The organism is Bradyrhizobium sp. WSM2793 (assembly GCF_000379585.1).
In the GTDB taxonomy this organism is placed as follows: Bacteria; Pseudomonadota; Alphaproteobacteria; order Rhizobiales; family Xanthobacteraceae; genus Bradyrhizobium.
The window spans coordinates 23,337-48,945 of sequence record NZ_KB902812.1 but is presented as its reverse complement, the minus strand read 5'-3'; the positions used below and the strand labels follow the sequence as shown (position 1 = coordinate 48,945).

The following is a 25,609-nucleotide window of genomic DNA, read 5'->3' as shown; positions in this document are numbered from 1 at the left end:
GGCTTCACCATGGGTAAGGCCGTGTCGCAGTTCGACGCGCCCTGGACCAACTATCCCGGCAACAACTTCGACAGCCTCGTCGGCGGTTCCGGCACGGTCACTGGTGTCAACCAGTTCACCTACACCGCTGACTTCGGTCAGGGCGTGACGGCGTCGTTCTCGGCGGAAGACGCGACGGCCTACTACCAAGCCGGTAACGTCAACTTGGCAGGCGCGTCTGCTGCCGGTATTATCGGTGGCGCATATGGCACGAACAACATCGGCGGCTCGCGTTCGCCGAACCTCGTCGGTATGGTTCGTGTCGACCAGGCTTGGGGTCTGTTCCAGGCGTCGGTCGCTGCGCACGACAACCACGTTGCCTACTACGGCCCGACCGAAGTCACTGGTCACCCCGACGACAAGTGGGGTTGGGCTGTTCAGCTCGCTCTGTCGATCAAGAACATCCCGACCGGCGCGGGTGACGTGATCAACATTTCGGGCGTCTACACCGATGGCGCGACCCGCTACAACTTCCAGAACCTGGCGGGCGGCAGCTACTCGATGTTCGGCAGCTCAGGCATTGCCTACCAGAGCGTCGGCTTCGCCTATGCTCCGGACACCGTGTTCACCTCGGCGGGCGGCGGCTCGTCGCAGGAAACCGTGAAGACCTGGGGCTTCCGTGGTGCCTACACCCATAACTGGGATCCCTACTGGAACACCGCGCTGTACGGTGCCTACGCTCAGGCACAGTTCGGCTCGCTGGCCAAGACCTCGCTCTGCGGCGTGGGTGGCACGTTCGTAACGGGTGTCTCGCAGGCAGGTGTCACGGGCTGCAATCCCGACTTCGCGGTTGCGCAGGTCGGTGTCATCACCCGCTGGACCCCTGTCAAGAACCTCACGTTCTCGGCTGACCTGAACTGGACCCACCTCGACCAGAAGTACTCCGGTACGGTTGGTTACGCCGGTGCTGGCGCAACGGCCAAGCCGGCCGCTGTGTACGAGCTGAAGGATCAGGACACCATCACCCTGCTCCTCCGCGCTCAGCGCAACTGGTAAGGTTCGCTCTAGCGACTACATTGGAGCTCTTGGTAGGAAACTGCCGAGAGCTCCTCAGAGCCCTCGGCGGGAAACCACCGAGGGCTTTGGTGTCTTGGTAAGATTACAAGACTTCGATCGCCAATAGTCGGACAGCCAGTCGAACATTCTTGCCAATTGCCAAAAGCGCAGTGTTCAACTCAGCCAACCTACCTTCATAAGGTCGGCGAAATCGTTGAGTTCAGGCTTGCCTTCTTTTCGGCTAGCTTAGCTATTGCAGCAATCGCTTGCTCGTTGCTGACATCTGCACGAAGCGGGCATCATCCGACCGAGTCCGGCGATTAAGAAGGCCAACCTTTGCGAGACTCTTGGTCTGACTTGCTACAAACGTAGGATGGACCCGTAACTTCTTGGCGAGGTCAATTCCCTCAATGCCATGTCCTCGTCCAAGTCCATTATCGCCATCAACATGAGCTCCTGCGGCTCGGTGATACCGAGCAGCCGCGCCCACACGGAGTGAATGTCCTCCAATTGGGATTGGATCTCTAATATATTCCAGACAAATTCCTTCATGGCTCTGTCGAATTTCGTCTCAACCATGAAGCCCCATAATGCGGCCGCTCAAGAGGTGTACGGCGACGAGGAGCGAGCTGTTCCTCGCTCAAAGGTCGGCGCCAGCTTTGACCAGGCAGTCTCGAACTGCCGCGAGGTTCCTCAAAGGACGACGCCCTGCCGGCGAATCCGCCAAGTTGATCGAGAAGACGCGAGCGTGAGTGCGCGGGTTCGGGCTGATCTCTCGATTAAGGACTTGGATCGAGCAGGGCACATCGCTCCCAGCCGCAAGGAGACGTCCTCTCAGCAAAGTTGCTCTCTGAAATGACTCGCGACGAACTGGCTGACTTCATCGCGAACAATCAAGCCGGGGCGACAAGATGGAAGCCGAGCTGGCCTCGCGGGCAAAGGACGTATCGTATCTCGGCTAGGTGAATCGCCTTATGGCGACATCGATATCCTAGTCGGCATGGCCTCGTCGCACTCTGCACGGCCTTGGCCACACTGCAGAAGCTGCACCGTGGCATCTCGGCGGCGGACGCCTTGGCTGGCGCTGGGACTGGTCGGCGCGCTGGGCTAATTCTGCATAGTCATCAGCCACTTTGCGCAGGGCGTCCCTGGTCTGCCTGTGCTGGCATTATCCGCCTTGTGCGAAACTCTTCCGCTCGCATCTGCCAATATCCGGGTGGTTGCATACGCTCGACACCCATAAACTCCGCCTCCCGTCTAGAGTAACTTTGATGATTGATGGACGTTCAGTCTGAGCGTTCATCTTTGTGTTTGCGACTCATCAGCTTTGGGTCCCACGCGGTGCTCGTGGCAAGAACCGTCTAGCGTCTGGTCTCCCCCACGACTGCCGGAGCCTTGGTCGGCTTGTTTCGGCGCAGGGGAGGTCGCTTTCTCTGCCATCAGGCCTTTACGGTTGTGAGCTGCTCTGTCTCGACAACCGGCAGCTCCTTGCCCGCGTCGAACTGCCGGCTTGCGATCTGCTCGATCGTCGACCGATGCCTCCTAAACGTGGCAGCTATGTCGTTTGGGTCAATGCCGTCCGCAACGGCGCGATCTCGCAACGCAGACAATGCGACCCTGCACTCGATACGGTCGTCACCGTTGAACATCGCGAACAGAACCGATTCGGGCTCCGCCTCCTGGAACTCACCGCATGGATCAGGGGATAGGGGCATTTCAGACTTGACCGTTTGTCCGAAAACGCAAATGCCTCTCGCTCGTTCCTGACCCGTCCACTCCCTTAGGGACACCGCACCCACCGCACAACCGAATTTCCGCTCCGGGTAAAAAGCTGCCCTCGGCAGTCAGCATGACCTTGGTCAGGTCATCTCTGGGAAGTGGACATCGCCGCTCTCAGGGCTGAAGTCAGCCAAGGGCCAACAGCAGACTCACCGCGTAGGCGTTCGGGCGATGGAAACCTTCACGGTAACGCTGCCAATCGTCCCATCCTCGGACGAGACCGTCAGAGTGAGTGGATCCGTCAGATCCTGCTGGTCACGGGCCAGCAAAAGCGCAGTCTGCGCGGCCTCTCTGACGGCCGCGTCAGCGTCCACGAACTCGACCCCCTCTTCGTCGGGAGGGTTTCCAGGTTGAGAGAAATAGAAGCGCATTGCTGACCAAAGCTCTTATGACGAGGGAACGTTCCTAGTCAGGTAGAGATAGCTCTCGTCGAAGCCCGACGCTTCGACAACCTTCTCATAGTCCTCGATCGTCACGAAGTTCTTCTGCAGGTCGAGCACCCGTTCTGCACGGAATGCCTGCAAGACTCTGTTCACGTGCACCGTGCTTAAGCCAAGCGCCTCGCCTAGCTCGGATTGCGTCACAGGAAACTCGAACTCTTCTCCGTTCGACAGCCCGACTGCGGCCATGCGCTGCCGCAACTCGGCGAGAAGGTGCGCCATGCGTGCGGCGGCTGACCGCACGCCCATGTTGACGATCCACTCACGGAAGATGGCGGCGTCGACCAGCGTCTCCCGCCACAGCGCGCAGGCGATTGAGGGGTGCGTCCGGACCAGGTGTTCCAAGGCGGAATGAGGAATGTAGCCGACCGTTGCTGGAGACATCGTTGCGAGGTCATGATCCATCGTCTTCAAAAACAGACTCTGCAGATCCGGGATGTCGCCTGGGATGTGAAAGGAAAGGATCTGCCGTTTCCCATTGTGAGCGACTTTGGAGCGGCATGCGAATCCCTGGATGATCAGACAGCAATGAGTGGGACGATCCCCTTCCGACACCAGACAGGTGTCCGGAGGAACCACTTTGGTCTCGACCTTGAGAGAACGGATGGCTTTGGCATCGTCATCGCAAAGTTGGGTATCGACCTGCAATCTGCGGATCAGCATTTCGGTGGGATGCATGGTGGACCGTGCGATGGCGAAGTCCAAGACCATCGACTTGAGGCCGGGTTGAAAACCTCGGAGCGACGAACCTAAGTCGCTGAAAGGCCGCATAGTGCGGCGAAACGCCAGAGTGCTGACGTGAAACCGATGTTCCAGGGATTTGGATGGCACTTCAACCATCCAAGGCAGGTGTCTTTGTAATACACGAAAGGATCGTACGTTCCTACAGAATAAAGCTCCTAGCGATGCAAGAAGTTCTACCTTTGGGTACACGTGCAGGAGTGACAGCGCCGGGCCCTAGGCCAATGAGCCGACAACTTAGGACGCCGCCCGAACCTCGCCTTCGGGCAAAAAGCGGAAGAGGGAAGTCGCGTTGGCCGAATGAAAGAGGCCGCCCACTGAGGCGGCCTTACTCTTCATCCAACCACACGTAAGCGCGGGCTCAATAGTTTTTCGGGAGGCATGCGAACTGGCGTAACCTCGCTGTGCCGCCGCTGGGCGCTCTTGCAATTAGGGCAAATGAAAAGGTGAGCGATTAGCGGTTGTGCGTCGTCTTGCACCAACTCGGATCGAAACCATCTCATGCCGACGTGGCAATTGGGGCAGACAGGGGCTTCGAGTTGGCCCAGCGAGTCCTTTAGCCCCTCCATTGCCCGCCTCTCTGTTCGGGAATTAGTAGCAATATTCCTTCGCCTGCAAAGTACCAAAGGATACACAAGGCCCAATTAATTCATTTGTTGGCGGAGCTTGATGATTTATCGCTCGGAGGTCGGCCGCGTACTCGTCGATGATGCGTCGGGCCTCTTCCAAACGCGTCAGCTTGGGAGTGGGACGTGTCTCTGGTTTGGGGGCATCCATGCCTGATGCTTGACCGGTAAGGCCGGTGGCCATTGATCCAAATCAATGGGTTTAATCTCCCAATTCCCTCAATATGCGATCCCGGTCGTCTATATGGAGGGACTGCGTTTCCATCATTCTGGCCAGCACTGCCTTTGCGCCTTTGCTATCGTGGCAGTGCCGCTCCAGTTCGGCGATGAGCGCTTCCTGCTTGGCGAGAAGCTTCACCCCGGAGGCAATGTGGCGCTCCGCTATGGCCAGGTGTTCTTCAAGCATCGCGCGGTACATCCGATACCATACTACAAGACGGCCGCCGCTGGATTGAAAAGCATCGCGCTTGGAAGCAGCACCGAGAACTTGAGTCCGCGCCTAATTTGAAGCGTCTGAATCCGGCTGTCCCGTTCCTTCCGATTTCGCTCTGGCTTCAAAGGAGTCTGCGTCCGGTTGCGGGCGTTTGGGGAGAAGGCTCAGCCAACCCTGAGCCACGCGCAACCAAGAGGCCCGGTCGTCGTCACTGAGGGTTCTGTCGGCTTCCTTTTGAGCTTCAGCCGCTTGGCGTCGGTATTCATCTTCACTGCGCATGTGGCAAGCATAGACGAACTCGGCCGCATCCCAAATTAATTTGGCGCATCGCGCGGCGTTGGAACTGGCACTCCTTGAGATAGACCAAGCGGTCAGTTGCACCAAGGGAGGCGGCCTTACTTCATTTGCTTTGACGTGATGCTGATGAAGTAGAGCGGTTTCCCGGCTTCGTTCGCTACCTCTAGGCTCCATTCTTGGCCGGACCGGAACTTGCCATCGATGTCGTTTAACAGCGCGCCCGCGTAGCTCGTGGCTTCATGCCAAGCGGCTTCGTCGTCTGGAAGGTCTTCGCCTTCCTCATCTTTGTTCGGCGCGAGATTGTGGACGTGGAAGAAGTACTTGGGCATGCTCAACAAATGCCGCTGAGGCTTCGTTAGTTCCTGCTAAACAGGCCAGCGCCGCCCGTTGAATGGGAACAACGGCGCCCCAGCTTGGAATGAGAACGTCCAAAACGGTCTACTTCGTGCATAAGCAGCCATCAGCGACATCGCCCTGAAGGCCAGCTATGGGTCAAACTGAGAAAAGCTCAGATCGAGCAATTCGCGTCTGCTAAACGCTGTGCAGCAGACCTCAAATCGGCGAACGGCAGCTTCGCCGTTCGGGCCACTAAGCGAAGTCAGTCAATCACCTGGTCAGCGCGGCCAAGCAGCATCGCTGGTATTTCGAGGCCGAGTGCTTTTGCGGTTTTGAGATTGATGATCAACTCAAAATCGGTCGGTTGCTCGACAGGCACATCAATCACCTTGGCACCGCGCAACAGCTTCGCGACCTGACGAGCACATTGGCGAAAAACCACGCTGAGACGCGGACCATACGCAATCAGGCCGCCGTCCTCGGCCCCTTCGGGCCACTGCCAAATAGCCGGTAGGCGACGCGTGTCGAGCCGGTCACGGATGAGAAAACGGAACGACGATAAAATGGGTGATGCCAGAATGTTGACTGCATCGACCGAGGCCGCTTTCATGGCATCTATCGCCCGAACGACGTCGTCCTCAGAGCGCGCGGTAAATGGAACGGTCTCAACGCCGAATGCGCGGGCAGCAGTCTTGAGAGCGTCGATGCTTCGTATTGGCTCGCGATCGGCAAAGACGGCTATCCTTCGAGCTCTGGGGATCGCTTCATGCAACAGCTCCAATCGCTTTCCATCGAGCTGAAATGCGAAGATTGCGACTCCCGTTGTGTTTCCATCAGGGCGAGGCATGGAGGCGACGAGGTTGCTGCCAAGCAAATCATCCGCCAGCGCCACGATAGGAATGCGTTGAGTTGATTTCTGCGCAGCACGCGCTGCTTCCGGACCGGTTACCATGAGCACATCCGGCCGCGTTTTGGTCAGCTCATTGGCGATCGTCTCGTAAGAAGCAGCATCCAGGCCAAGGTCGCGCCTGACAATTTCAACATTACGGCCCTCCACAAAACCGGCTCGACCAAGTTCATCGAGGAAGACTTGCAATCCCGGAGGCGCCAAGATTGCAATGCGATACTGTCGCCCGGCCTGTTGCGCGCGGGCGGCTGGCCAAGCCGCAACTGCGCCGCCGAGAAGCCCTATGAACTCGCGCCGTCTCATGCTCGACCCCAAGATCATGAGACCATCATAGTGATGAAACCGACCAATTTGATAGGCTAAACCGTATCGTTTTGGGCGCCCGATGTCCGGTTAGGTCACAAGCAGCGGTCAAGGCAGCGACGGCGGCGCGTTCGGTCTGCCCTCGAGAGCCGACATCACAATAGGCTCAGCGTGGTTCGGCTCAGGGCCGAAGAGCGAATTACACCGTGACCAGCTTTGGATTTCCGGTCTGGGCACTGTGCGCTCCGGCGCTCTCTCCCATTTGTCAACGTGGTTGACGGTAATTGCCCGGAATTGCTGTTCCGCGAACTATTGGATGGAGTCTTCCGGCAACCAGCCGAATATGCCTTCGCAAAACTGGTCGTGGTGGTTGAAGTTCGGCGCATGTGTGACCGGCTGCATGAGCGGTGTCATGGCGCGCGATATTGACTCCCGAGGTGAACGGCGCTGTTGAAGTTACGATCGCCTGCACCTCTTCCTTAACGACCAATGGCCGGCCACCAACAGCGTCGCAGGAGCTGCTAACTATCCGACAACAAAAGCCCCGGACGACGCCGGGGCTTTGAGCTGCTGATTTGATTGGGTTGGGCAGATCAGTACTTCGCGACCACCGGGCCGCCGAAGCGATAAGCTGACACCTGCACGCACGGTGTGGAACACCGGATCGTGCTCGTAGGAGAAGCCGGGGAACGAGACGGTGGAGTTGTTCCGGAAGGTGTCGAAATCGGTGTAGCGGTACTCAACACGGCCCGACCAATTGGGCGTGAACCCGTATTCCCAGCCTGCGCCGACGGCCAGCCGGTGCGGGTGGTGGAGACGGTCTCGAACAGCGCGTCGCGAGCACGTAATGTGGTCCATATCCGCCTAGGCCGCACCACCGTCACGTAAAGCAGCGAATTGTTGAAAGCTACACCGAGGCGACCACGGATATGCCCTCCGGCCTGCGCGCGAACAGCCGCTGGAGATTCATCTTTCGCAGATGCAGCGGCATATCTCGCAAGTCGTCGCCGCCCATGGCTTGGCCAGTGTATGCCCTGATCTGAGCCGCGCCTGCCGGACGGGTACAACCCGAGGGTGAGGACGTCGAAGGCATAGAGCTTCATGATCGTAGGATAGCCGCCGAGTTGATGTTGAACGCCGCAATCGAAGATCATCATTTGAGGTTCGCCGTGTTTTCATTCGGCCGAGATGCTGACGCGCCTTGAGATGGTAAGACGCACGCTGGCATAGCGAGTTGCGGGGGCGGCATGAAACGCCGGCGGCGAACCCACAGAATGCGCGACGGGCAGCGGCTGATGACGCACCGCCGAAGACTTAGGCGTGACCAGCCGTCAACGGGTCCCGCGGTACGATTGACGATCGCGGTTTTGTGACGAGCACCGAAATTGTTGGTGCCCACAAACTTTGCTGGTGATTGAAACGCAGCGATTTTACTGGCCGCAGCGACGTTCTCGCTGCGGCCCGCGCATGGCCAAAATGAAACCGGGTGAAAAAGTCTAAGAAAACATGCAGCCAGCCCCGGTGGATGATCCTATCGCTGCATTTCTGACACGCAATATGATCTAGTTCACAATCGGCAGCAGGCTTAACGTGCATCAAAATGAGGGAGGACCCGCCGGAGCTGGCAGAGCTCGCGGGCCCTCAACCACAAGCAACAAGGCCGCGTATGTCCCCCACGGCCCCGTCCCAGAACACCCTGGGCCTAATTGGTCACCAAGATGCTATTTGATGGGTGCTTGCGGAATAGCTTGAATGGACTACGATGCAATCTATTTTAGAATCTTGCATTTGGATCTACCCATTGGCCACAAGCATTGGATTGATCGTTTCGGCTTATGTGCGTTTGAACAACCGGCAAGCCCTAGAAAATATGCGAGACCTTCGGCGCCAGTTGCTCGAACAGCTACAGTCCACATCAGGCGTGAACCCGCCCGACTCTCGAGATGCTTTACTTGAGGATCTCCGAGTGATCGAGGATGGACTGGAGCAGCTCCTGCTGACCCGAAACGGCTGAGGCAGTGACAAGCGGCCCGCCGGTTCGCGCTAGCGGGCCACTGTGCTAGCAAGGGTCCGTGCCGCGCCTATCGTGCGGAACGTCGTGCCTAGGCCGCAGGATCTGCCTCAAGGCTCACCTACGGCTTACCTTTGTAGGCACCTTCCTTTCGCGGTCGCATTGATCGCGATGAGCGAAGCTGATTTGCAAGATACCTTCAGCAAGCGCACGACTGCCTAGACGAGGCTGGGAAAGCCACGCGCGAGGTCGATAAAAGGGCTTGGTTGAAGCTCGCAGGAGAGTGGATGGACATAGCGCGCAAAGCCCAGAGGGAGAAGCCTTCCGAGCACTAAGCGACGCAGGCCCTGGCTCCCGAGGCGTGGCCTAGTTTCGTCTTCGGAACCAAATCGGCCCGGGAACGTTTCGTAAACGGCCGAGAGAAGTGCCCCCGTCTCGACAAGCTTGGCTCGCTTGAGCAAGCCCTCATGTTCCGCCCCAGAGGGCAATTGGTCGGCCAGTGCTTTCAGCTTGGCGGCCCTCTTCGGCTAACCCTCGAGTGAGCGACGGGTTTGCTTAACTCTGCGGCGCTCTCCATAGCGCCCACATCTGAGTGACTGAATACGATCGCCAGGCTTGCGGCCGCCAGAGTAAGTTCACTTTTGCACTGTCCTAATCTGTTTCTAGCGTAAATTGACCGGGCGCAGCGTGGATGCCGTCATGTTCACCAAGAAACAGTTCGACGAGTATCTGGACTCGCAAGAGATGCATCAGGCTGATGCGAGCCAATTGGCTAGGAAAATGATCTCCCGGTCTCGGGAGCAAATCGCAGTCTCAAGGACATTGCTGGAGCACGAGGTGCCGAACACATGGCGCCCGGAGCCTCCAAAGGCACCATAGAAACCTCTTCCGCTGTTCTTGCTTTCGGGCGGGATGACCATACAAGAGAAAAAACTAAGCCTCTGCCGACCTGTTCCGCATGCAAAAAACCATGCTGTTCGTTGACGTAGTCGATTCACCGGACGGGGCTATTGCCATCTTTCGGTCCCTCAACTGCAAGAAGCTGTTTTGGACCAGCCGAGTCGAGAGAGGCCGAACTAAAGCGCCCACGTGCTGCGGCTACCTTATTCAGCAAGGAACAACTCTCGGGCCGCGCGGATCTAAGATTTCGGCGTGTGGCGCGATATCTGGATCACTCCAGCTTCGCGACATCCACCCGGGACGGCCCATCGTTCGAACGCGCGTTTGGCGATGGGCCGGTTCTCGCAAGACCTCCTCTTCCCTAGGAACTAGGAGCAAGCCACCGGTTTGGTGCTGTGCTCCGGTTCAAAGCCCCCCTTGGTGCCGGAGCATTCCAACGGCCCCAGCCGCCGCCGGACGCTGGGGCCGTTTTTTTCGATCGACCAACGCCGCCAAGTTTGCCGTCGCCGTGGAACTATGGGCCCGCGAAAGACTCGTATGGGCAGCTTTCCGCGCCTGGGAAATGCCATGCGATATGTTGCGTACGCGGTGAATTTAGCCGGTGTTGCTCGCGCAGCTTACGAGCTCGATTGCCTGACAGACAAAGACGCCTAAGCTAGAGTACCTCGAATATTTAGAACAACACCAATGGACATCGCGATGATCGCTCATTCTCGGGAGGCTATACAGCGGTCGCTCCGTATCCTTAATGAGAGCACGCGGCTCGCGAGCTGTCCCGTCACGCACGACCGCGACCGCCGGTTCGAGCATTACGCCTCGGGTTCGGTGGAGAACCGGCGCGCGGTGGGTCCTAAGAAATTGCCCTTGCAAAGGCTCCAAAGGACCAGCCATCCTCTCATCATCGGACCGAGGCTCTGCATAGGCGCTGGTGGCCGAGACCGTTTTGTCTCCCGCCTGAAGGGAGAAGAGCAATGGATCGGTCCCGCCAACTCCAACATTCAGACGAAGCAGAGCGCCATCTATTGCAAGGCGAGCGAAATATTACCGACAAAGAAAAGCGCATCGAAGTGCTCGAACGGCACGGGCACGAAACGACCTTAGCTTGCGCGGTGCTGAAAACGTTTCTATCCTCATCAAATTAAGAAAAGAAACGCGATGGGATCGAAGCGCAGGCCGATCAAGCAAACAAACTCACTCTGAGACCGCTTGGCTCAATTCGAGGAGCACATGAGGAAGCGAGCTGACCCCGAGCCGACCGACGCTGAGAAGAACGAGCTTCTCAAGAAGGTCCGCAACGCAGAGCAAACCGTGGACATAGAACGGCAACTCCGGCAACCGCACTCGGGCGGATGTATCCCAGCGAGCCAGAAGGCCTCCGGTCCGACCCAGGAGGCCTTTTGCCAATGTTCCAGTTGAAAGCAGATCAGCGGTCCGCTATTCGACTTCAGCTCAGGGCATTCGTCACGGGCGGCTCGTTCATCTACTCCACCTGAGCGCCGCTGTCCGGCCCTGATGGCCCGAGCACCGGCTCTTTGCCCAGGGCTCGAACTTGCCGCAGAACGTGAAGAATACATGTCGGCCGACAGGCCGGTCGAGAGCAAATGCCGATGCAACATTCCTCGATGACATGTCGCGGCGCATCGAGGCGGCGAAGGTCGCCGGCATTCATGAAATGGTGCTGAGGCTGCCCAATGGCCCCGAAGTCGCTTTCGAGTCTGCGCCGCTGCCGCACGACTTCGCTGGCGATTGCGCTTAGAGTAAAGAACTGATTGACGATCGAAACGAACAGAAAAACCACGAATCCAAGCCCCGACGAGAATCGCAAAGTTCGTCCACGCTTCGACGCCTCAGGTGGTCACCGACTTTAGCTGGGATACGACGACGAGTAGCAATCGCTATGCCCAGCAATTGATCTTGAATTTCGACCAACGTCTTATGTATGCGCGTGAGGAATCCAGGTTAGCAGTTTCGATGTCGGTCTTGATCTTGTCGTAGGAAAAGCTCGATAACGAAGAGGCGATAGCGAACCACGTTGAGCACTGTTTTCATTTGAAAACGGCCGTTAAACTATTGAACTTATTAGAAGGCATTTTGAGCCCCTTTTCCAAACCCGCTTTCATTAATCAAGCAGGTGTTGATTCCGCCATTCGGAGGCTCGATCCCTCCCGCGCCCAGCCAGCCCTGAGGTCGCGGCTCTATCTTGTTGCTCCACCTCGCCGAGGTCTTGCACGCCGGGCGTCGGCCAGGCGATCGTCAATTGCGCGGCGTCGGGGCAGCCAAGCTATAGGAACCGCGGGCGGGTGCGCCGGTTTCCACGTCATGAAGAAACACTTAGCGCCCCGTCCACAAGCTGCACCCGGGCTGACGCCGGCTCTCGAGCGGAATATCCACGCTCTAGTCGAGCGAAGGAAGCGCGAGCAATCCGACGCGTCTATTCAGCAAAAGGTCGCCGATGCGATAACTTCGTTTACCGGCAGCATGCAGTTTGTTTACCTGCACTTATTCGCTTTTGGATTTTGGATAGCCGCAAACCTCGGATGGCTTCCAGGAATTGTGCCATGGGACCAGAGCTTTGTAGTGCTCGCTATGATTGCCTCTGTAGAGGCAATCTTTCTTTCGACCTTTGTTCTGATCTCTCAAAATCGTATGGCGGCCGAAGCGGATAGAAGGGCGGAGTTGGATCTGCAGATCAGTCTCCTCACCGAACATGAGATCACGAAGGTGGTCGCGCTCCTGAATGAAATGGCCCGCAAAATGGAGATAGATTCCCGGCAGAACGAAGAGCTTCAGGAAGCCGCCTCAGATATCGCGCCGGAGCGCGTTCTCGACAAGATCGAAGAGAGCAAGGACTAAGCAGGCGCAACGGCGCTCCTGCCGCGAGACGCCAGAGCCGGAACGAGCGCTTCTGGCTCTCAGCTGGCTATTCGGGACTGAGCAGGCTGCGCGCCGGACCTCTCTTTCGCTGCGCGAGAGCTGGCACGAGCGTCGGTGGCTCGCCCGCGATGCGCATCGCGAAATAGGCGATCGTGGCTTGAAGACCATCCTTCAGTGCCACCCGCGGGCGCCATCCCAACAGCCGCATAGCGGTGTCAATGGCGGGCTTGCGGCGCTTTGGATCGTCTTTTGGCAGCGGCTCGAAGCGGAGCGGCGAGGCCGAGTCCGTATACGTCAGAACCTCTCGGGCTATAGCTTCGATCGTCACCTCGTGCGGATTGCCGAGGTTGCAGGGACCGGTCACCGATGAGGAGCTTTCCATCAGCAACTGGAGGCCTCGCACGAGATCATCGACGAAGCAGAAGCTTCTGGTCTGCGTACCGCCGCCATAGATCGTAATCGGCTCCCCGCGCAGGGCCTGCACGATGAAGTTGGAGACGACACGGCCATCGTTCTCCAGCATGCGTGGGCCGTAGGTGTTGAAGATGCGCGCCACCTTGATCTCGGTCCCCCGCGTGCGGTTGTAGTCGAACATCAGTGTTTCGGCGGCGCGCTTGCCCTCGTCGTAGCAGGCTCGTGGCCCGATTGGGTTGACGTTACCGAGATAGGATTCCGGCTGTGGGTGCACCTCCGGATCACCGTAGACTTCGCTCGTGGAAGCTTGCAGGACGCGGGCACCCTTCCGGTGCGCGAGCTCGAGCAGGTTGATGGTACCGAGCACGCATGTCTTCATCGTGCCGACCGGATCCTTCTGATAATGCCGGGGCGAAGCTGGGCAGGCGAGGCTGTAAATGCGGTCAATTTCCCCGTCGATCTCGATCTCCTCCTGCACGTCATGCTCGATGAACCGGAAGTTCGGATGGTTCAGCAGTGGCCTGATGTTGTCGATGCTCCCCGTGAAGAGATTGTCGAGGCAGATCACGGCGTAGCCATGTTGCAAAAGCGAATCGCAGAGATGAGAGCCGATGAAGCCGGCACCGCCAGCAATGAGCACGGTCGGCGAGCGGCGGAGCGTAGGGATGCGGGTCTGGAGTTTCATTGCAGGCTCTCTTCGGCGACTTGAATGGGACGGCTGGCGGCAGGCCGCGGGGATTTGCGGCGGCGGTGCGCGGCTGCTTCGGCGTAGTAACCCTCCAGCTGGCAGGCCCGGTGATCGGCGGTGTGACCGGTCAGAACGCGTCGGCGTGCGCATTCCGCAATAGTGCGCCGACGCTCCTCGGGCATGTCGCGCAGGATCTCGATGACGTCGCGCGGGCTTGAGGCCAGCAGGATTTCCCGCGACGGTGCGAAGATGGTTTCGATTCCCGGCCATTGGTCAGAGATCACGGGCGTGCCGCAGGCAGCGGCTTCGAACAGGCGAACGCTCGGCGAGAAGCCCAACGCACGCATGTCGGCGCGGGTCGCGTTGAGGGTGAAGCGCTGTTCCGCATAAAACTCCGGGTGCTGTTTTGGCGCGAGGTGCTCGATCCGCACGACATTGTCGGGCCAGACGATATCAGCGGGATATTGCGCCCCTGCGACCGCGAACTGCTCTGACGGCAGCGTGCGCGCCGGGGACAGGAGCAGCTGTTCGAGGACGGGCTGCCGGTCCTCACTATAGGTGCCGAGATAGCCGAGGGCCCATCTAACCTCCGCCTGCAGCGGAGCGTAAGCCTCGGTGTCGGCGCTGCAATAGAGAACTCGGGCCATCGGGCTGCCATACCGCTCCTCGATCATGTTGGGCACGGGCCCGCCGGCGAATGACAGATAGAGGTCGAAGCGTGGGATCATTGCGGCTGACAGGTAGTTCAGGCCTTCGTCGAGCCTCGCGAGCGTTACGGGCGTGTCGATGTCATAGAACGCGGTGATTCCCCGCGCCTGACTCGTGATCCACTCGGAAATGGCAATGCCGTCGGGCACATAAGAACCGATGATGACGAGGTCGGCGCCCCGGATCAGCTTGCCGAAGCGGCGAGGCACGTCCTTCAGCGACTGGTAAAGCTCGACCGTCCACGACGACGGCTTGGTCAGATCGCGATGCTCACGATACCAGTGGACGTCGCGCTCGAGGAAGGTGACATGGTGACCTCGTCGCGCCAGGGCCTCGATCAGGGCGCGATAGGTCGTGGCGTGACCATTGCCCCACGACGAGGTGACCGAAAGACCGACGACGACGATACTGAGGTTCATTCTGCTGCCTCGATGCGCGAGCTGCTTCCGAAAAAGAGTTGGTTGAACTGGCGGGCGCGATGCCGATAGGTGTGTTTGCTCAGGACGCGTGCGCGGGCACGGTTGGCGATCGCGGCGGCGCGATCGGCGCTGAGCGCGCCGAGATGGCCCGCCACCTCAGCTCCGCTCGCAGCCACCAGCACCTCGCGATCCGGCTCGAGAAAATGGTCGATACCCGGCCATTGATCGGTGATCAGGCAGGCGCCGGCCCCGATCGCCTCGAACACCCGCGTCGGCGGCGAGAAGCCGCAGCGCGCCATGCTGTCGCGATTGACGTTGAGGGTGGCAAGTCCGGAGCCGAAGAAGGCGTTGTGCTCGCCGGTGCCGACATGGCCGATCTTGCGGAGATTGCTTGCCGTGTCCTTGGTCTCCCAGCCGGAGCCGCCGAGCAGGAACGACTTGTCCGGCAGCTCGAGTGCGACGTCGAGAAAGAAGTGTTCGACCCGCTGTTCGCGATCAGGCAGGCGGTTTGCCAGCAGGCTGAGATCGCAGGCGAAGTCCGGTCTTGGCGGGAATGGAAAATGCGTCTCAGGATCGAGCGCGTTGTAGATCGGCACGCAGTCCCGCGCGCCCATGGCGCGGTAAGCCGAGACGACGCCGTCGCCGCCGCCGTAGGTCAGGACCGTGTCGTAGGAGGGGATCGCACCGCGCAGATGATGGCTCGGATCGTTCGCCATCGCTTCGAGAGTGGCGGGGGCATCGACATCCCAGTAGATCCGTAGGGTTCGGGAGGGCAGGGCGGCGACGGCGATCTCTAGCTCCTGATCGAAGACGCCGACGCCGCTGGCCTTGATCAGCATGTCGGCCGATCGCGCCGCCGCATCGAGCGAGCCGCGCCAACCATCGGACGTTGCGGGGTACACGACGACCCTAGCCCAATCGGGATCGGCGATGTCGCGATGGGCCTGCCGCTCGAACGCGTCGGGTTCGAAGAAGGTGATGTCGTGTCCGAGTGCCGCAATCTGCTTGAGCATGCCGCGATAATAGGTGGCGGCACCGTTCCAGTAGGAGGAGACGAGGCTGGATCCGAAGAAGCAGATCTTCATGCGGAGGCTCCAATGTATCGCAGAGGCCGGGACGAATCGGCGGAGGTGCGAATGGCCTCCACAATGCCCACGAGCTGTTGTGCGCGATGACGGCAAGTATGGCGCTCCCGGATCGTCCGCAGCCCGGCGGCCAGCATGGCGGCGGACATCTCCCGATCATCGAGCACAGAACGGAGCGCGCGCTTCATCTCTTCGCCACTGGCGGCCTGGAGATAGGCGCCATCAGGAAACAGGCCTTCCACGTCGGACCAGGGGGCCGAGATCAGGGGAATGCCGCAGGCGAGCGCCTCGAACACCCGAATGGTGGGGATCCCCGGAAGCGAGCGCACATAGGGCCCGCGAGGAACGTGAACGGTCGCGCGCGCTCCCGCGAAGGCGACCGACGCCCAGTGCGCCGGCAGCCAGCCTCCATAGCGGATGCCCGCGGCCTGGATGGTCTGGAGAGCGGCATCAGAGTAGCGAACGCCGTAGACGCTCGCGCTCAGCTTCAGTTCAGCAACGGGCTCGACCAGAAACTCGTTGAGTTCGGCGCTGCGTTCGCCGTCGCCCCAATTGCCGATCCAGACCAGATCGTCGGTGCGCTCGATATGCGGCAAGGGATGATACATGGCCGTGTCGGCTGCCTCGTGCCAGGTATAGGCACGATCTGCCCAGCCGAGATTCATGTAGATCTGACGAAGCACCTCGCCGAAGGCGAGCACACCGTCGAACGCGTCGAGGTCGAACTGCGCGAGCTCGTCCGGCGCGGTGACCGCCCGATGATGGGTGTCGTGGAACAGCAGCGTGAAGGGGGCGCCGTGCGCGCGCCTATATCCGATCTGCCCGATCACGTCGGGCGAATTCCATTCGTGCACGACGACGAGATCGGCACCATCCAGAGCCTCATCGAAATCGAGCGAAGCATCGTAGCGACGAATGGAGATGCCGGGGAAGAGCCGGCGGATGTCTTGCAGGGCCTGACTGGCGCTTTCGCGGATGGCATTCAACCGGCTCCAGCCATCGACCGGCTCGAACACCACGACCTCGTGGCCGAGTGCATGCAGCTCGCGGGCATAGCCGCGCAGGAAATGGGCGTTGCCGTTGTTCCAGCAGGAGGTGAATGCGTGGTAGAACAGAACGCATTTCATGCGCGCACCTCGATCTGACCGGCTTGCGTTGACCTGCGATCGGAGGCGTGCAGCCCCTCGTAGAGCTTCAGATAGGCGCTGGTCGTGCGCGCCAGGGAATAGGTCAGGGAATGTTCATACGCAGCGCGTTGCAGGCGCGTCCTTTCGAGATCATCGGCGCAGAGTTTGACGAGGATTCGGTGCAAGGCCTGACTGTCGCCGGCATCGAAGAAGAGCGCTGCTCCACTCCACAATTCCCGGAACGTTGGAATATCCGACAGCACGAGCGCGCAGCCGGCGGCGGCCGCCTCCAGAACGGAGAGGCCGAACGGCTCGTACAGCGCTGGGCTGACGAAGATTGCGGCGTGTCGGAGATGTTCGCGCAGGGCGCTGTGCGGCAATGGACCAAGCCAGGCGATGCCGAGGGGATCTATCTCCGCCGGGCCCGCGACCTCGACCGGCCAATCCAGTCCTGGCGCAGCCTCAGCCAAGACTTCGATATTCTTGGCACGATCCCACAGGCGACCGGCCGCGAAGATCAGCTCCCGCTTTCGGCTTGGCGCGGCGCCAGCCGCAATCCCATTCCAGATCACGGCGCCGGGAGAGCGCGGGTGATAGATCTCGACGATGTCATCGTGAAAGGATTGGCTCGGGCAAACCCATGCCTGCGCACTGTTGAGCGCAGCGGCCACCCGGTCCGTGTAACGCGCCCATCGGGGCTCGCCGAGCCATGCCGAATCCTGGCAGGCCAGCGCCCATGAGTTGACGCAGGAATGCGCGACGAGAACGGTCGGCGCATGCCACGGCAGGGTTGCCTCCCGAAAACTGTTGAGGTGGGCGACGTCGGGCCTGAGCCTCGCTTCGAGGCCGGCGAGGACACGTTCGGCCTTGGGAAAGTCGCGTCCTTCCGGATCTTGCCACTCCAAAGCGAGGTCGGTTTCGACGAGGCGGACTCGAGAGTCGCGCAGCATCTCGCGCTGGTCGGCGCGCGCGGGCGGGCCCATGGTTGCCAAGGTTACTTCGGCGCCCGAGGCGGCAAGGCTCGCGGCGAGGGCGCAGGAATAGGTCCATACGCCCCCGACGGTGTCGGTCGTCATCAGGATTTTGATGTCCGCATCTCGGCTCATGGCGCCACCGGATGTTCGAGGGCATCGAGGGGCATCGGCCGATCGTTCTGCACGTCGCTGAACTGGTCGTACATTCCGAGATAATGCCGGTGCGCGCGCTCCCAGGCGAAATCGTCGGCTTCGCCCCACAGCTTTTGATAGTCCGGCGAGCCCGGATAGGGATAAAGCGGGACCGGGTCGTTGGCCCAGATGCCGGCATTCTGCATCTTGCTGCGCCAACGCTGCACGACGGGATCGTCGTCCTCGGGCACCTCGATCAGATTGGCCTGTACGAAGGGGACGTGGCGCCGGGCCTCGACCAGCCGGTCGGCAAGCTGATCGGTGGTCATCTTGCAATTCTTGGCGAGCGCCGCCCGTCCCTCGACCGTGAGGCTCTCGATTCCAGCCTCGATCGAAACGCAGCCGGCGCGGCCGAGCAGCGCGAGCATGTCTGGCTTCCAGAGATCGATCCGCGTCTGCACGCCGAATTTGAGGCCGCGCGTACTCAGCCCTTCCAGCAGTTCCGCATTCGGAAGGAATATCTCGTCGATGAAGTAGATATATTCGACGCCTTGGCCGCGCAGGCTGTCGATCTCATCAAGGATGATCGCGGGAGGGCGCTTGCGGTAGGCGTTGCGGAAATTCTCCTTGGCGCAGAACGTACAGTTGTAGGGGCATCCCCGCGAAGCCTCGACCTCCGCGCCGGGGCCGACCGGCTCGGCGTCGAAACGGTGATGGTGGTGATAATGACGCCGGATCATCTCGTCCGGCCAAGCGAGCGCCGGCTGATCCCTGAACTCGACAGCTTGAGGACCGCCATTGACGCGGATTGAGCCACCGTCGGCAAAGCACAGACCGGGAAAGTCTCGCTCGCCGTTTGCGAGCCTCAACAAGGATCCTTCGCATTCCCCCATTACGACCAAGTCGACGCCGAGCTTCCTGAGCGCCGCCCGTGGGGTCGTTGAGCCGTGCGGACCTACTGCGGCCAGGACTGGCGCTAGATCCCGCGCCGCCGATGCGAGCTCCTGCGGAACGCGCAGCTCCGGTGGCGCGCAACGCCAGAACAGATAGGTCGGCGCCGTCGTGATGACGATCATGTCGGGCTCGAACGCACGCAGTTCGGCCTCGATGTCCCGCAACGACAGATCGAACATGTGCGCATCGAGCAACAGCGTCCGGTGCCCGGCCGCTCTCAGATAATGCTCGCAGATGCCGAGCTCGAGCGGAAGGTGGGGGGACCGGCACCCGAAATAGATGCTGCCGCCGAAATCCCAATTCGGATTGATCAGGGCGACGCGCCTCATGCCAGGGCCTCGCGGTTACCTTGAGCTGCTCCAAAACGACTGTCGAGCCAGGCGTGGAGCGAGCGGAGGCCCTCCGTCAGCGAAACCCGCGGTGCCCAACCGAGTGCGGTCGACAAAGCACGGGTGTCGGTGACGTACCAGGGCTGATCGCCCGGACGCCAATCGGCAAAGCTGTAAGCGATTTCACGGCCGGTCAGTTCCGTGATATGGTCGATGAGCTCGCGAAGGCTGACCGCGTTGGCGGGCCCGCCGCCGAGATTGAATACGCGTCCCCGCGCGAGCGCGATGCGATCGAGCACCGCGAGCCAGGCCGCGGCGGCATCCGACACGTGCAAGGCGTCGCGAACCTGATAGCCATCACCATAGATCGTCAACGGCTTGCCGCGGATCGCGCTCAGCAGGAAGTGCGCGATCCAGCCCTGATCCTCAGTGCCGAACTGGCGGGGGCCGTAGATGCAGCTCATGCGCATCACCACGGTCTGGAGCCCGTAGACTCGCGCATAGTCATGGACGTACTGATCGGCGGTTCCCTTGGAGCAGCCATAGGGGCTGTAGAAGTCGAGCGGCGCGTTCTCGGAGATGCCGTCCGCCAGCAGGGCGCTAGTGGGCGTGTAACGACGGCCGGTGAGGGCGATCTCACTGTCCTCGATCAGGCGGCCATAGACCTTGTTGGTGGACGCGAATACGATCGGCGCGGTGCTGTTGTGAAGCCGAACCGCTTCGAGCACGTTCAGGGTGCCGCGTGCGTTGATCTCGAAATCGGCAGCGGGATCGCTCACGCTGTCCGTGACGGCGACCTGAGCTGCCAAATGCAGCACGGCGCGGGCATCGCGTACGGCGTCGATCACCGGGATCAGCTCGCGGACGTCGGCCACTGCGATGGTGATGAGGTCGCCGTGCCTGGATTTCAGCCATTGCGCGTTTTCGCGCACGCCCGCGCGAGCTAGATTGTCCAGCACCAATACACGCTCGCCGCGCTCCGCCAGCCGGTCGGCAAGATTACAGCCGATGAAGCCGCAGCCTCCGGTGATTAGCACGGGCCTGCTATCTTGCTCATTTATCACGCAACCAACCCTCGTTGTAGCAGCTCCTGCGTCGCCCGTGCCGCCTGGTCGTCGGCAACCTGGTATGCGAGATAATCCGCGAGTTCCTCCAGGCCGTCCTTGAACGCCACGTGCGGCTCGAAGCCGAGAAGGTCGCGCGATTTGCCGATGTCTGCGAAGCAGTGCCTGATGTCGCCGGCGCGGTATTTGAGCGTGATCTCGGGGGCGATGTCGCTGCGCCCCATGACCTGGGCGAGATCATCGGCTACCGACAGGATGCTCCTGCTTTGGCCCGAGCCGACGTTGAAGACATCATGCGCATGTTCGGCTTCCAACGCGATGCGGCAGGCGCGGGCGACATCATGCACGTGAACGAAATCGCGACGTTGCTCGCCATCCTCGAACACGAGCGGGGGGCGCCCGTTGAGGAGCCGCGCGGCGAAGATGGCGAGTACGCCGGTATAGGGATTCGACAACGCCTGACGGGGGCCGAACACATTGAAGAAGCGCAGCGCGACGGTCGGAATACCGTAAGCCTTGCCGGTGATCAGGCACATGCGTTCCTGTGCATACTTGTTCAGCGCATAGACGGAGCTGAGTGAAGGCAACTTGGTCTCCGGCGTAGGCACTGGCTCGAGCGGATGCCCGGCTGTGTCCCGCAACCCCCATTCCCGTCGGCGGAGCTGTTCGATTGATCGTTCGTCGCAGGCAACGACGCTTTGATCGGGCCTTCGATAGAGGCCTTCGCCATAGATGCTCATGGACGAGGCGACGACCAGCCTCTCGACGGGGCGCTTCGACAAGGCTTGGAGCAGTACGGCGGTGCCCAGCTCATTCGTCCGCACATAGGGCTCAATGTCGTACATGCTCTGGCCGACGCCGACGGCGGAAGCAAGATGCAAGACCATGTCGGCGCCGCGCAGCGCGTGGTCCACGGACACGCTGTCAGTGATGTCACCAACAATGAGCTCGGCATCTTTGGCGAGATAGGAGGGACGCTGGCAGTTACTGCCGTGAACCTGAGGCGAAAGGTTGTCGAGCAGACGGACTTCGTAGCCCGCCGCCAGCAGAATGTCCGTCGCATGAGAGCCGATGAAACCAGCGCCACCCGTAATCAATACCCGCGTCATTCACCGCTCCGTGCAGCCTTAAGACCGATCCGCTCAGATCGGTCGATGATGTCTGGTGAAGCGCACCTTGCTGACTGGTCGGATGACCCGCGCGCCGGTCACGTATGGACTCAGAAGCAATGCAAGGAATGTTCGTTCCTGGGAATTGTACAAACGAATATTTCTATAACCTGGATCAATAGCCCAAGTGAATCGGTGTGCTGACGACGTCTAGAAATGCACCCCGTGAAGCGGCTGGGGCAGGTCAAGATGCCTTGCCGCGGTGGCGCCGATATCGGCAAAGCCGGTGCGGCGGCCGACGGGAGAAGAAGATTGCGTCGTCCAGGCCAGGATTGGCACCTGCTCGCGGGTGTGATCGGTGCCGCTCCAGGTGGGATCGCAGCCGTGATCGGCGGTGATGATGAGAAGATCATCGCTGCGCAATCGGGACAATAGTTCGGGCAGGCGATCGTCGAAGGCTTCCAGTGCCGTGGCATAGCCGGTAACGTCTCGGCGGTGGCCGTAGAGCGTGTCGAAGTCGATGAAGTTGGCGAATAGCAATCCGCCATCCGCAAGGCTCGCCAGTCCCCTCAGTGTGGCATCGAAGAGCGCCATGTTGCCATCGCCGCGCAAGTTTCGCCCTGTCGCGCGATGAGCAAAGATGTCGTCGATCTTGCCGATGGTCACGATGTCACGGCCGGCGCTCGCGGCGTGGTCGAGGATGGTGTTTTCAGGGGGCAGCACGGAAAAATCGCGCCGGTGCGCCGTCCGCTTGAAGTGGCTCGCGCTTGTGCCGACGAAAGGGCGGGCAATGACGCGGCCGATGTTGAGGGGATTGATCAGTCGTCTTGCGATTGCGCAAATCTCGTACAGACGTTCGAGCCCGAAAGTCTGCTCATGCGCTGCGATCTGGAACACGCTGTCGGCTGAGGTGTAGCAGATCGGCATTCCCGTTCGCATGTGGCGCTCGCCGAACTCGGCGATGATCTCTGTACCGGACGCGTGGCAATCTCCATGGATCCCGGGTAGCCCGGCCTGATCGCACAATGCGTTCGTCAGATCCGCGGGAAAGCAGGGTTTGGTTCGGGGGAAATAGCCCCATTCGAACGGGACCGGCACTCCGGAGATCTCCCAATGGCCCGACGGTGTATCCTTGCCCTTCGAGATTTCGCTTGCGCAGCCAAATTGCCGGTGCTCGACCTGACCGTCCAGGCCCGGCGGCACGCGACCGTTAGCGAGGCTGCAGGCTTGGCCAAGGCCCAGCGCGACGAGATTGGGCAGATAGAGCGGACCCTCGCGGGCGTTGCTGTCGGCCCGCCCAGCCGCGCAGGCGTCCGCGATGTGACCGACGGTGTCGGCGCCATCGTCGGCATAGCGTGCGGCATCCGGCGCACCGCCGATGCCGACGGAGTCCATGACCAGGATCAGGGCACGCATGTTGGCTCTCTGATGGGAGGATCGGCCGATGCTGGCGAGGCGGCAAGACCGGTCTTCGAGCAGTAACGATCGACCATCGATGCGCAGAAATCGGCGAATTCATTGACATCGAGCGGCGGGCTGGTGTGATGCGGCTCGATGCCTCGATGCTCGGGCGTGAAGCAGAACGTGACGGTGACCTGAAATTCCGCCAGCGTCTCCATCTGGCGATCGAACCAATCTAGCGCATTCGGACGGAAACTGTCAGCCCATGACAGGCCAGTCCTGAGATGGGTCACGCCGAGACGGCGCATCCATTGCACGGCATTGTCGAGGCGATGATCCTCAAAGTGAAACCACTGGCACAGCCCCATGGCCGGGGCATAGGCGCCGAACAGATTGGCGGCCGCCTTCGGCGTGCCATCCTCACGCAGCAGGCCCATGTGGAAATGCCTGTAATAGGACGAGCCCTCAGCTTCCTTGTGCCGCGTCGTGGCTTCCCATGCGGAGGGAAGGTCATAAAGGCTGTACCAGTGAATGCGCGGCGCGCGGCCGATCAGGAGCTCGGCGGTGCGCGACAGGCCCCAGGCCTGCACCTCTTCGGCGCCGAACGAGGAGACGCCGACCTCGGTGACCCAGACGGGAAGCGCGGTGACCGCCTTGATCTCCTCGATCTTGGCCGGCCACTCGCCGATCCGCCACAGGTTCCAGTCGAGCGGAAAGCCGTGTACGGCGACCGCGTGGAAATGGTCGAGAACGTCGCGGCTCTGCATTTTGCGCATGAAGGAGGGGTCGATCGGCGAGATGCCGCCAAGCACGATGGGCAGTGCGGGCCGAGTACTGCGGATCGCCTTGCCGGCCGCAATGGCGAGGTCCGCGAACATAGACCAATCCGGATCGATCTGAAGATCCCAATGTGATTTGTTGTTCGGCTCGTTCCAGATCTTGGCGGCCTCGATCATCAGCTAGTACTCCGGGATGGATAGACGGGACCGTCGATTTGAGGCCGATCGGTTCGCCTGCAGAGGTAGACTTCCTCCTCAGGATGGGCGGTGATCGCGAAGCCGGCGCTGCGCAGCATGGCCTCAACGCAGGCTCGGTTCGGCACCCACCAATTGGTGGGATCGTCGGCATATTTGTGCTCGATGAAGTGCAGCTTGGGATAGCCGGCGGAATCGAACTGGTCGGTGGTCCAGAAATCGTAATTCTTGTCGATCGTATCGACATGGCTGGTGCCGCGCTGCATCGACTGGAACAGCAGGAGATCCGTGGCGACGTGCTCATGGATGAGATCCAGCGCCAGCAGCGGATGACGCAGATGATAGAGCACGCCCATGAAGATCACGAGATCGAACTTCTCGCGGAGCTGTCCGACGTCGTAGGTCGACATCTGGCGGAATTCGATCCTGAGGCCGTTTACCTCGGTGGCGAAGCGCGCCTGAGCGAGGTACTCCTCGTCGGTATCGAGGCCAAGCACGCGCTCGGCGCCCCGCCGCTTCATCTCCATGGCGTAGAAGCCGGCGTTGCAGCCGATGTCGAGTACGCTCTTGCCATCGAGCCGGTCCGGTATGATTGCCGCGAAGCGGTGCCATTTCACGTTGGGATAGTCGCCCAGGAAGTGTGTGGGGGCGGTCGGCACACCGTTGAGGTCGAGATTGTGAAACCACGGCCCGAGCGCGTCGATGCGCCTGCGAATTTCCTCGCGCGTGAGTAGCGCTCTCGTCATGCAGTCGCTCCATTCTCCATTGCAGCGATCGGTCGAGTTCCATCCGCGACGCCAGCCCGCAATCTCGATCGACTGTCGGCGCCTGTGCTCTCCGCAAGGACCGCCATTGCCGTGCGATAGCCGCCGACGGTCCCGACATCGACATAGGACTCGCCTGCCTTGATCCCGATGCCACTGCCGCCGGCCTGGAGATAAGCATTGACCAACGTGCCGAAGTATTCGTCCAGCTTGTCCCGGTCGATCCAGAGTGCATGCAGTTCGCGGAAGCCGTGGGCGGACATCCTGAACGCGCCCCAGATCCATCGCGATGTCGGGTTCGGCTGCTTGACCTGGATCTCCCGCACGCTGTCGCCGTCGAGCACGACGGCGTCGAAGAATTCCGGACGCTCGACGGGAAAGAGCAGGAAGGAGAGGTCGGCGCCGGGAAGCGCCTGCAAGGCGGCTTTCGGAAACCAGACGGTATCGGGCAGGCCGACGACGACGTCTTCATCATGGCCAACGACGGTGCCTGCCCTGAAGACGGCGTCGCACAGGCCGGAGGCGTCGGGCTGGACGACATAGGCGAGCTGGGCGCTGCCGTAGTGATCGCCAAAATATTCGAGAATGTCGGACTTGCCAGGCGAGATCACGAAGCAGATCTTGTCCGCGCCGCCGAGGATCAGGCGCTCCAGCAGATACTCGGAGACCGCGCAGGGCCGCTCGGTGCCATCGTCGCACCGGCTGCCGACGGGCAGCAACTCCTTGGAGAAAGCCAGCGGCTGGATACGACTGCCGCGGCCCGCGGCCGGAACGATGCCCCACAT

General features: G+C 60.7%; 22 protein-coding genes. 4 read left to right on the top strand and 18 right to left on the bottom strand.

What is annotated here, in order from left to right:
* Positions 1 to 1,035, top strand: a 1,035-nt coding sequence (locus tag A3AS_RS0134595) for a porin (RefSeq protein WP_018322056.1), incomplete at its 5' end; no start/stop codon positions are given.
* A gap of 1,439 nt (positions 1,036 to 2,474) precedes the next feature.
* On the opposite strand, the gene A3AS_RS0134585 is transcribed toward A3AS_RS0134595, so the two are convergent.
* The 3 genes from A3AS_RS0134585 to A3AS_RS0134575 all read right to left on the bottom strand — a co-directional run bounded on the left by A3AS_RS0134585 (position 2,475) and on the right by A3AS_RS0134575 (position 4,085).
* Complete coding sequence (locus A3AS_RS0134585) at positions 2,475 to 2,750, bottom strand: DUF1488 family protein (protein ID WP_018322055.1); 276 nt, start codon at positions 2,748 to 2,750, stop codon at positions 2,475 to 2,477.
* Between the two features lie 213 nt (positions 2,751 to 2,963).
* On the bottom strand, positions 2,964 to 3,185 hold the full coding sequence (locus A3AS_RS48815; protein WP_018322054.1) for a hypothetical protein: 222 nt from the start codon (positions 3,183 to 3,185) through the stop codon (positions 2,964 to 2,966).
* A 15-nt stretch (positions 3,186 to 3,200) separates the two neighbouring features.
* The gene (locus A3AS_RS0134575; protein WP_245283348.1) at positions 3,201 to 4,085 is read right to left on the bottom strand and encodes a Crp/Fnr family transcriptional regulator; all 885 of its coding nucleotides are present in this window, start codon (positions 4,083 to 4,085) and stop codon (positions 3,201 to 3,203) included.
* A 732-nt stretch (positions 4,086 to 4,817) separates the two neighbouring features.
* On the opposite strand from A3AS_RS0134575, the gene A3AS_RS47880 reads away from it, so the two are divergent.
* Positions 4,818 to 5,129 carry a hypothetical protein gene (locus tag A3AS_RS47880; RefSeq protein ID WP_157644475.1) on the top strand — a complete coding sequence of 104 codons (312 nt, stop codon included), beginning with the start codon at positions 4,818 to 4,820 and terminating at the stop codon, positions 5,127 to 5,129.
* Positions 5,130 to 5,449: 320 nt separating this feature from the next.
* Here the strand turns inward: A3AS_RS47880 and A3AS_RS0134560 are convergent, their stop codons facing one another.
* On the bottom strand, positions 5,450 to 5,680 hold the full coding sequence (locus A3AS_RS0134560; RefSeq protein ID WP_018322050.1) for a hypothetical protein: 231 nt from the start codon (positions 5,678 to 5,680) through the stop codon (positions 5,450 to 5,452).
* Positions 5,681 to 5,949: 269 nt separating this feature from the next.
* Positions 5,950 to 6,897, bottom strand: a complete 948-nt coding sequence (locus A3AS_RS0134555; protein ID WP_157644474.1) for an ABC transporter substrate-binding protein — start codon at positions 6,895 to 6,897, stop codon at positions 5,950 to 5,952.
* Between the two features lie 3,882 nt (positions 6,898 to 10,779).
* On the opposite strand from A3AS_RS0134555, the gene A3AS_RS48650 reads away from it, so the two are divergent.
* Positions 10,780 to 10,950, top strand: a complete 171-nt coding sequence (locus A3AS_RS48650; RefSeq protein WP_198293752.1) for a hypothetical protein — start codon at positions 10,780 to 10,782, stop codon at positions 10,948 to 10,950.
* Between the two features lie 338 nt (positions 10,951 to 11,288).
* Here A3AS_RS48650 and A3AS_RS47875 read toward each other — a convergent pair whose 3' ends face one another.
* Positions 11,289 to 11,606, bottom strand: a complete 318-nt coding sequence (locus A3AS_RS47875) for a hypothetical protein (protein ID WP_157644473.1) — start codon at positions 11,604 to 11,606, stop codon at positions 11,289 to 11,291.
* A 521-nt stretch (positions 11,607 to 12,127) separates the two neighbouring features.
* On the opposite strand from A3AS_RS47875, the gene A3AS_RS0134525 reads away from it, so the two are divergent.
* Positions 12,128 to 12,661, top strand: a complete 534-nt coding sequence (locus tag A3AS_RS0134525) for a DUF1003 domain-containing protein (protein WP_018322042.1) — start codon at positions 12,128 to 12,130, stop codon at positions 12,659 to 12,661.
* Between the two features lie 67 nt (positions 12,662 to 12,728).
* Here A3AS_RS0134525 and A3AS_RS0134520 read toward each other — a convergent pair whose 3' ends face one another.
* The 12 genes from A3AS_RS0134520 to A3AS_RS0134465 form a co-directional block, all read right to left on the bottom strand.
* Positions 12,729 to 13,781, bottom strand: coding sequence for a UDP-glucuronic acid decarboxylase family protein (locus A3AS_RS0134520; RefSeq protein ID WP_018322041.1), 1,053 nt, complete (start codon positions 13,779 to 13,781; stop codon positions 12,729 to 12,731).
* Complete coding sequence (locus A3AS_RS0134515) at positions 13,778 to 14,911, bottom strand: glycosyltransferase (RefSeq protein WP_018322040.1); 1,134 nt, start codon at positions 14,909 to 14,911, stop codon at positions 13,778 to 13,780. Before A3AS_RS0134515 ends, A3AS_RS0134520 begins: the two co-directional genes overlap by 4 nt.
* On the bottom strand, positions 14,908 to 15,996 hold the full coding sequence (locus A3AS_RS0134510) for a glycosyltransferase (RefSeq protein WP_018322039.1): 1,089 nt from the start codon (positions 15,994 to 15,996) through the stop codon (positions 14,908 to 14,910). Before A3AS_RS0134510 ends, A3AS_RS0134515 begins: the two co-directional genes overlap by 4 nt.
* Positions 15,993 to 17,123, bottom strand: coding sequence for a glycosyltransferase (locus A3AS_RS0134505; RefSeq protein WP_018322038.1), 1,131 nt, complete (start codon positions 17,121 to 17,123; stop codon positions 15,993 to 15,995). The genes A3AS_RS0134510 and A3AS_RS0134505 overlap by 4 nt, the downstream gene beginning before the upstream one ends.
* Positions 17,120 to 18,229 carry a glycosyltransferase family 4 protein gene (locus A3AS_RS0134500; protein ID WP_018322037.1) on the bottom strand — a complete coding sequence of 370 codons (1,110 nt, stop codon included), beginning with the start codon at positions 18,227 to 18,229 and terminating at the stop codon, positions 17,120 to 17,122. The genes A3AS_RS0134505 and A3AS_RS0134500 overlap by 4 nt, the downstream gene beginning before the upstream one ends.
* Positions 18,226 to 19,512, bottom strand: a complete 1,287-nt coding sequence (locus tag A3AS_RS0134495; RefSeq protein ID WP_018322036.1) for a TIGR04295 family B12-binding domain-containing radical SAM protein — start codon at positions 19,510 to 19,512, stop codon at positions 18,226 to 18,228. The genes A3AS_RS0134500 and A3AS_RS0134495 overlap by 4 nt, the downstream gene beginning before the upstream one ends.
* A complete protein-coding gene (locus tag A3AS_RS0134490) occupies positions 19,509 to 20,573 on the bottom strand; it encodes an NAD-dependent epimerase/dehydratase family protein (protein WP_026202667.1) in 1,065 nt (354 codons plus the stop codon). The genes A3AS_RS0134495 and A3AS_RS0134490 overlap by 4 nt, the downstream gene beginning before the upstream one ends.
* Positions 20,573 to 21,685, bottom strand: coding sequence for an NAD-dependent epimerase/dehydratase family protein (locus tag A3AS_RS0134485; protein ID WP_018322034.1), 1,113 nt, complete (start codon positions 21,683 to 21,685; stop codon positions 20,573 to 20,575). The genes A3AS_RS0134490 and A3AS_RS0134485 overlap by 1 nt, the downstream gene beginning before the upstream one ends.
* A 210-nt stretch (positions 21,686 to 21,895) precedes the next feature.
* The gene (locus A3AS_RS0134480) at positions 21,896 to 23,101 is read right to left on the bottom strand and encodes a phosphopentomutase (RefSeq protein ID WP_018322033.1); all 1,206 of its coding nucleotides are present in this window, start codon (positions 23,099 to 23,101) and stop codon (positions 21,896 to 21,898) included.
* Positions 23,089 to 24,042 carry a beta-xylosidase gene (locus tag A3AS_RS0134475; protein WP_018322032.1) on the bottom strand — a complete coding sequence of 318 codons (954 nt, stop codon included), beginning with the start codon at positions 24,040 to 24,042 and terminating at the stop codon, positions 23,089 to 23,091. The genes A3AS_RS0134480 and A3AS_RS0134475 overlap by 13 nt, the downstream gene beginning before the upstream one ends.
* Positions 24,042 to 24,806, bottom strand: a complete 765-nt coding sequence (locus A3AS_RS0134470; protein ID WP_018322031.1) for a TIGR04290 family methyltransferase — start codon at positions 24,804 to 24,806, stop codon at positions 24,042 to 24,044. The genes A3AS_RS0134475 and A3AS_RS0134470 overlap by 1 nt, the downstream gene beginning before the upstream one ends.
* Positions 24,803 to 25,609, bottom strand: coding sequence for a sugar phosphate nucleotidyltransferase (locus A3AS_RS0134465; protein ID WP_018322030.1), 807 nt, complete (start codon positions 25,607 to 25,609; stop codon positions 24,803 to 24,805). The genes A3AS_RS0134470 and A3AS_RS0134465 overlap by 4 nt, the downstream gene beginning before the upstream one ends.

Bases quoted from the DNA above. Each gene is read 5' to 3' on its own strand.
- A3AS_RS0134585 (WP_018322055.1), bottom strand. From the start codon at position 2,750: ATGCCCCTATCCCCTGATCCATGCGGTGAGTTCCAGGAGGCGGAGCCC.
- A3AS_RS48815 (WP_018322054.1), bottom strand. From the start codon at position 3,185: ATGCGCTTCTATTTCTCTCAACCTGGAAACCCTCCCGACGAAGAGGGG.
- A3AS_RS47880 (WP_157644475.1), top strand. From the start codon at position 4,818: ATGGGTTTAATCTCCCAATTCCCTCAATATGCGATCCCGGTCGTCTAT.
- A3AS_RS0134560 (WP_018322050.1), bottom strand. From the start codon at position 5,680: ATGCCCAAGTACTTCTTCCACGTCCACAATCTCGCGCCGAACAAAGAT.
- A3AS_RS0134555 (WP_157644474.1), bottom strand. From the start codon at position 6,897: ATGAGACGGCGCGAGTTCATAGGGCTTCTCGGCGGCGCAGTTGCGGCT.
- A3AS_RS48650 (WP_198293752.1), top strand. From the start codon at position 10,780: ATGGATCGGTCCCGCCAACTCCAACATTCAGACGAAGCAGAGCGCCAT.
- A3AS_RS0134525 (WP_018322042.1), top strand. From the start codon at position 12,128: ATGAAGAAACACTTAGCGCCCCGTCCACAAGCTGCACCCGGGCTGACG.
- A3AS_RS0134520 (WP_018322041.1), bottom strand. From the start codon at position 13,781: ATGAAACTCCAGACCCGCATCCCTACGCTCCGCCGCTCGCCGACCGTG.
- A3AS_RS0134515 (WP_018322040.1), bottom strand. From the start codon at position 14,911: ATGAACCTCAGTATCGTCGTCGTCGGTCTTTCGGTCACCTCGTCGTGG.
- A3AS_RS0134510 (WP_018322039.1), bottom strand. From the start codon at position 15,996: ATGAAGATCTGCTTCTTCGGATCCAGCCTCGTCTCCTCCTACTGGAAC.
- A3AS_RS0134505 (WP_018322038.1), bottom strand. From the start codon at position 17,123: ATGAAATGCGTTCTGTTCTACCACGCATTCACCTCCTGCTGGAACAAC.
- A3AS_RS0134500 (WP_018322037.1), bottom strand. From the start codon at position 18,229: ATGAGCCGAGATGCGGACATCAAAATCCTGATGACGACCGACACCGTC.
- A3AS_RS0134495 (WP_018322036.1), bottom strand. From the start codon at position 19,512: ATGAGGCGCGTCGCCCTGATCAATCCGAATTGGGATTTCGGCGGCAGC.
- A3AS_RS0134485 (WP_018322034.1), bottom strand. From the start codon at position 21,685: ATGACGCGGGTATTGATTACGGGTGGCGCTGGTTTCATCGGCTCTCAT.
- A3AS_RS0134480 (WP_018322033.1), bottom strand. From the start codon at position 23,101: ATGCGTGCCCTGATCCTGGTCATGGACTCCGTCGGCATCGGCGGTGCG.
- A3AS_RS0134475 (WP_018322032.1), bottom strand. From the start codon at position 24,042: ATGATCGAGGCCGCCAAGATCTGGAACGAGCCGAACAACAAATCACAT.
- A3AS_RS0134470 (WP_018322031.1), bottom strand. From the start codon at position 24,806: ATGACGAGAGCGCTACTCACGCGCGAGGAAATTCGCAGGCGCATCGAC.
- A3AS_RS0134465 (WP_018322030.1), bottom strand. From the start codon at position 25,609: ATGTGGGGCATCGTTCCGGCCGCGGGCCGCGGCAGTCGTATCCAGCCG.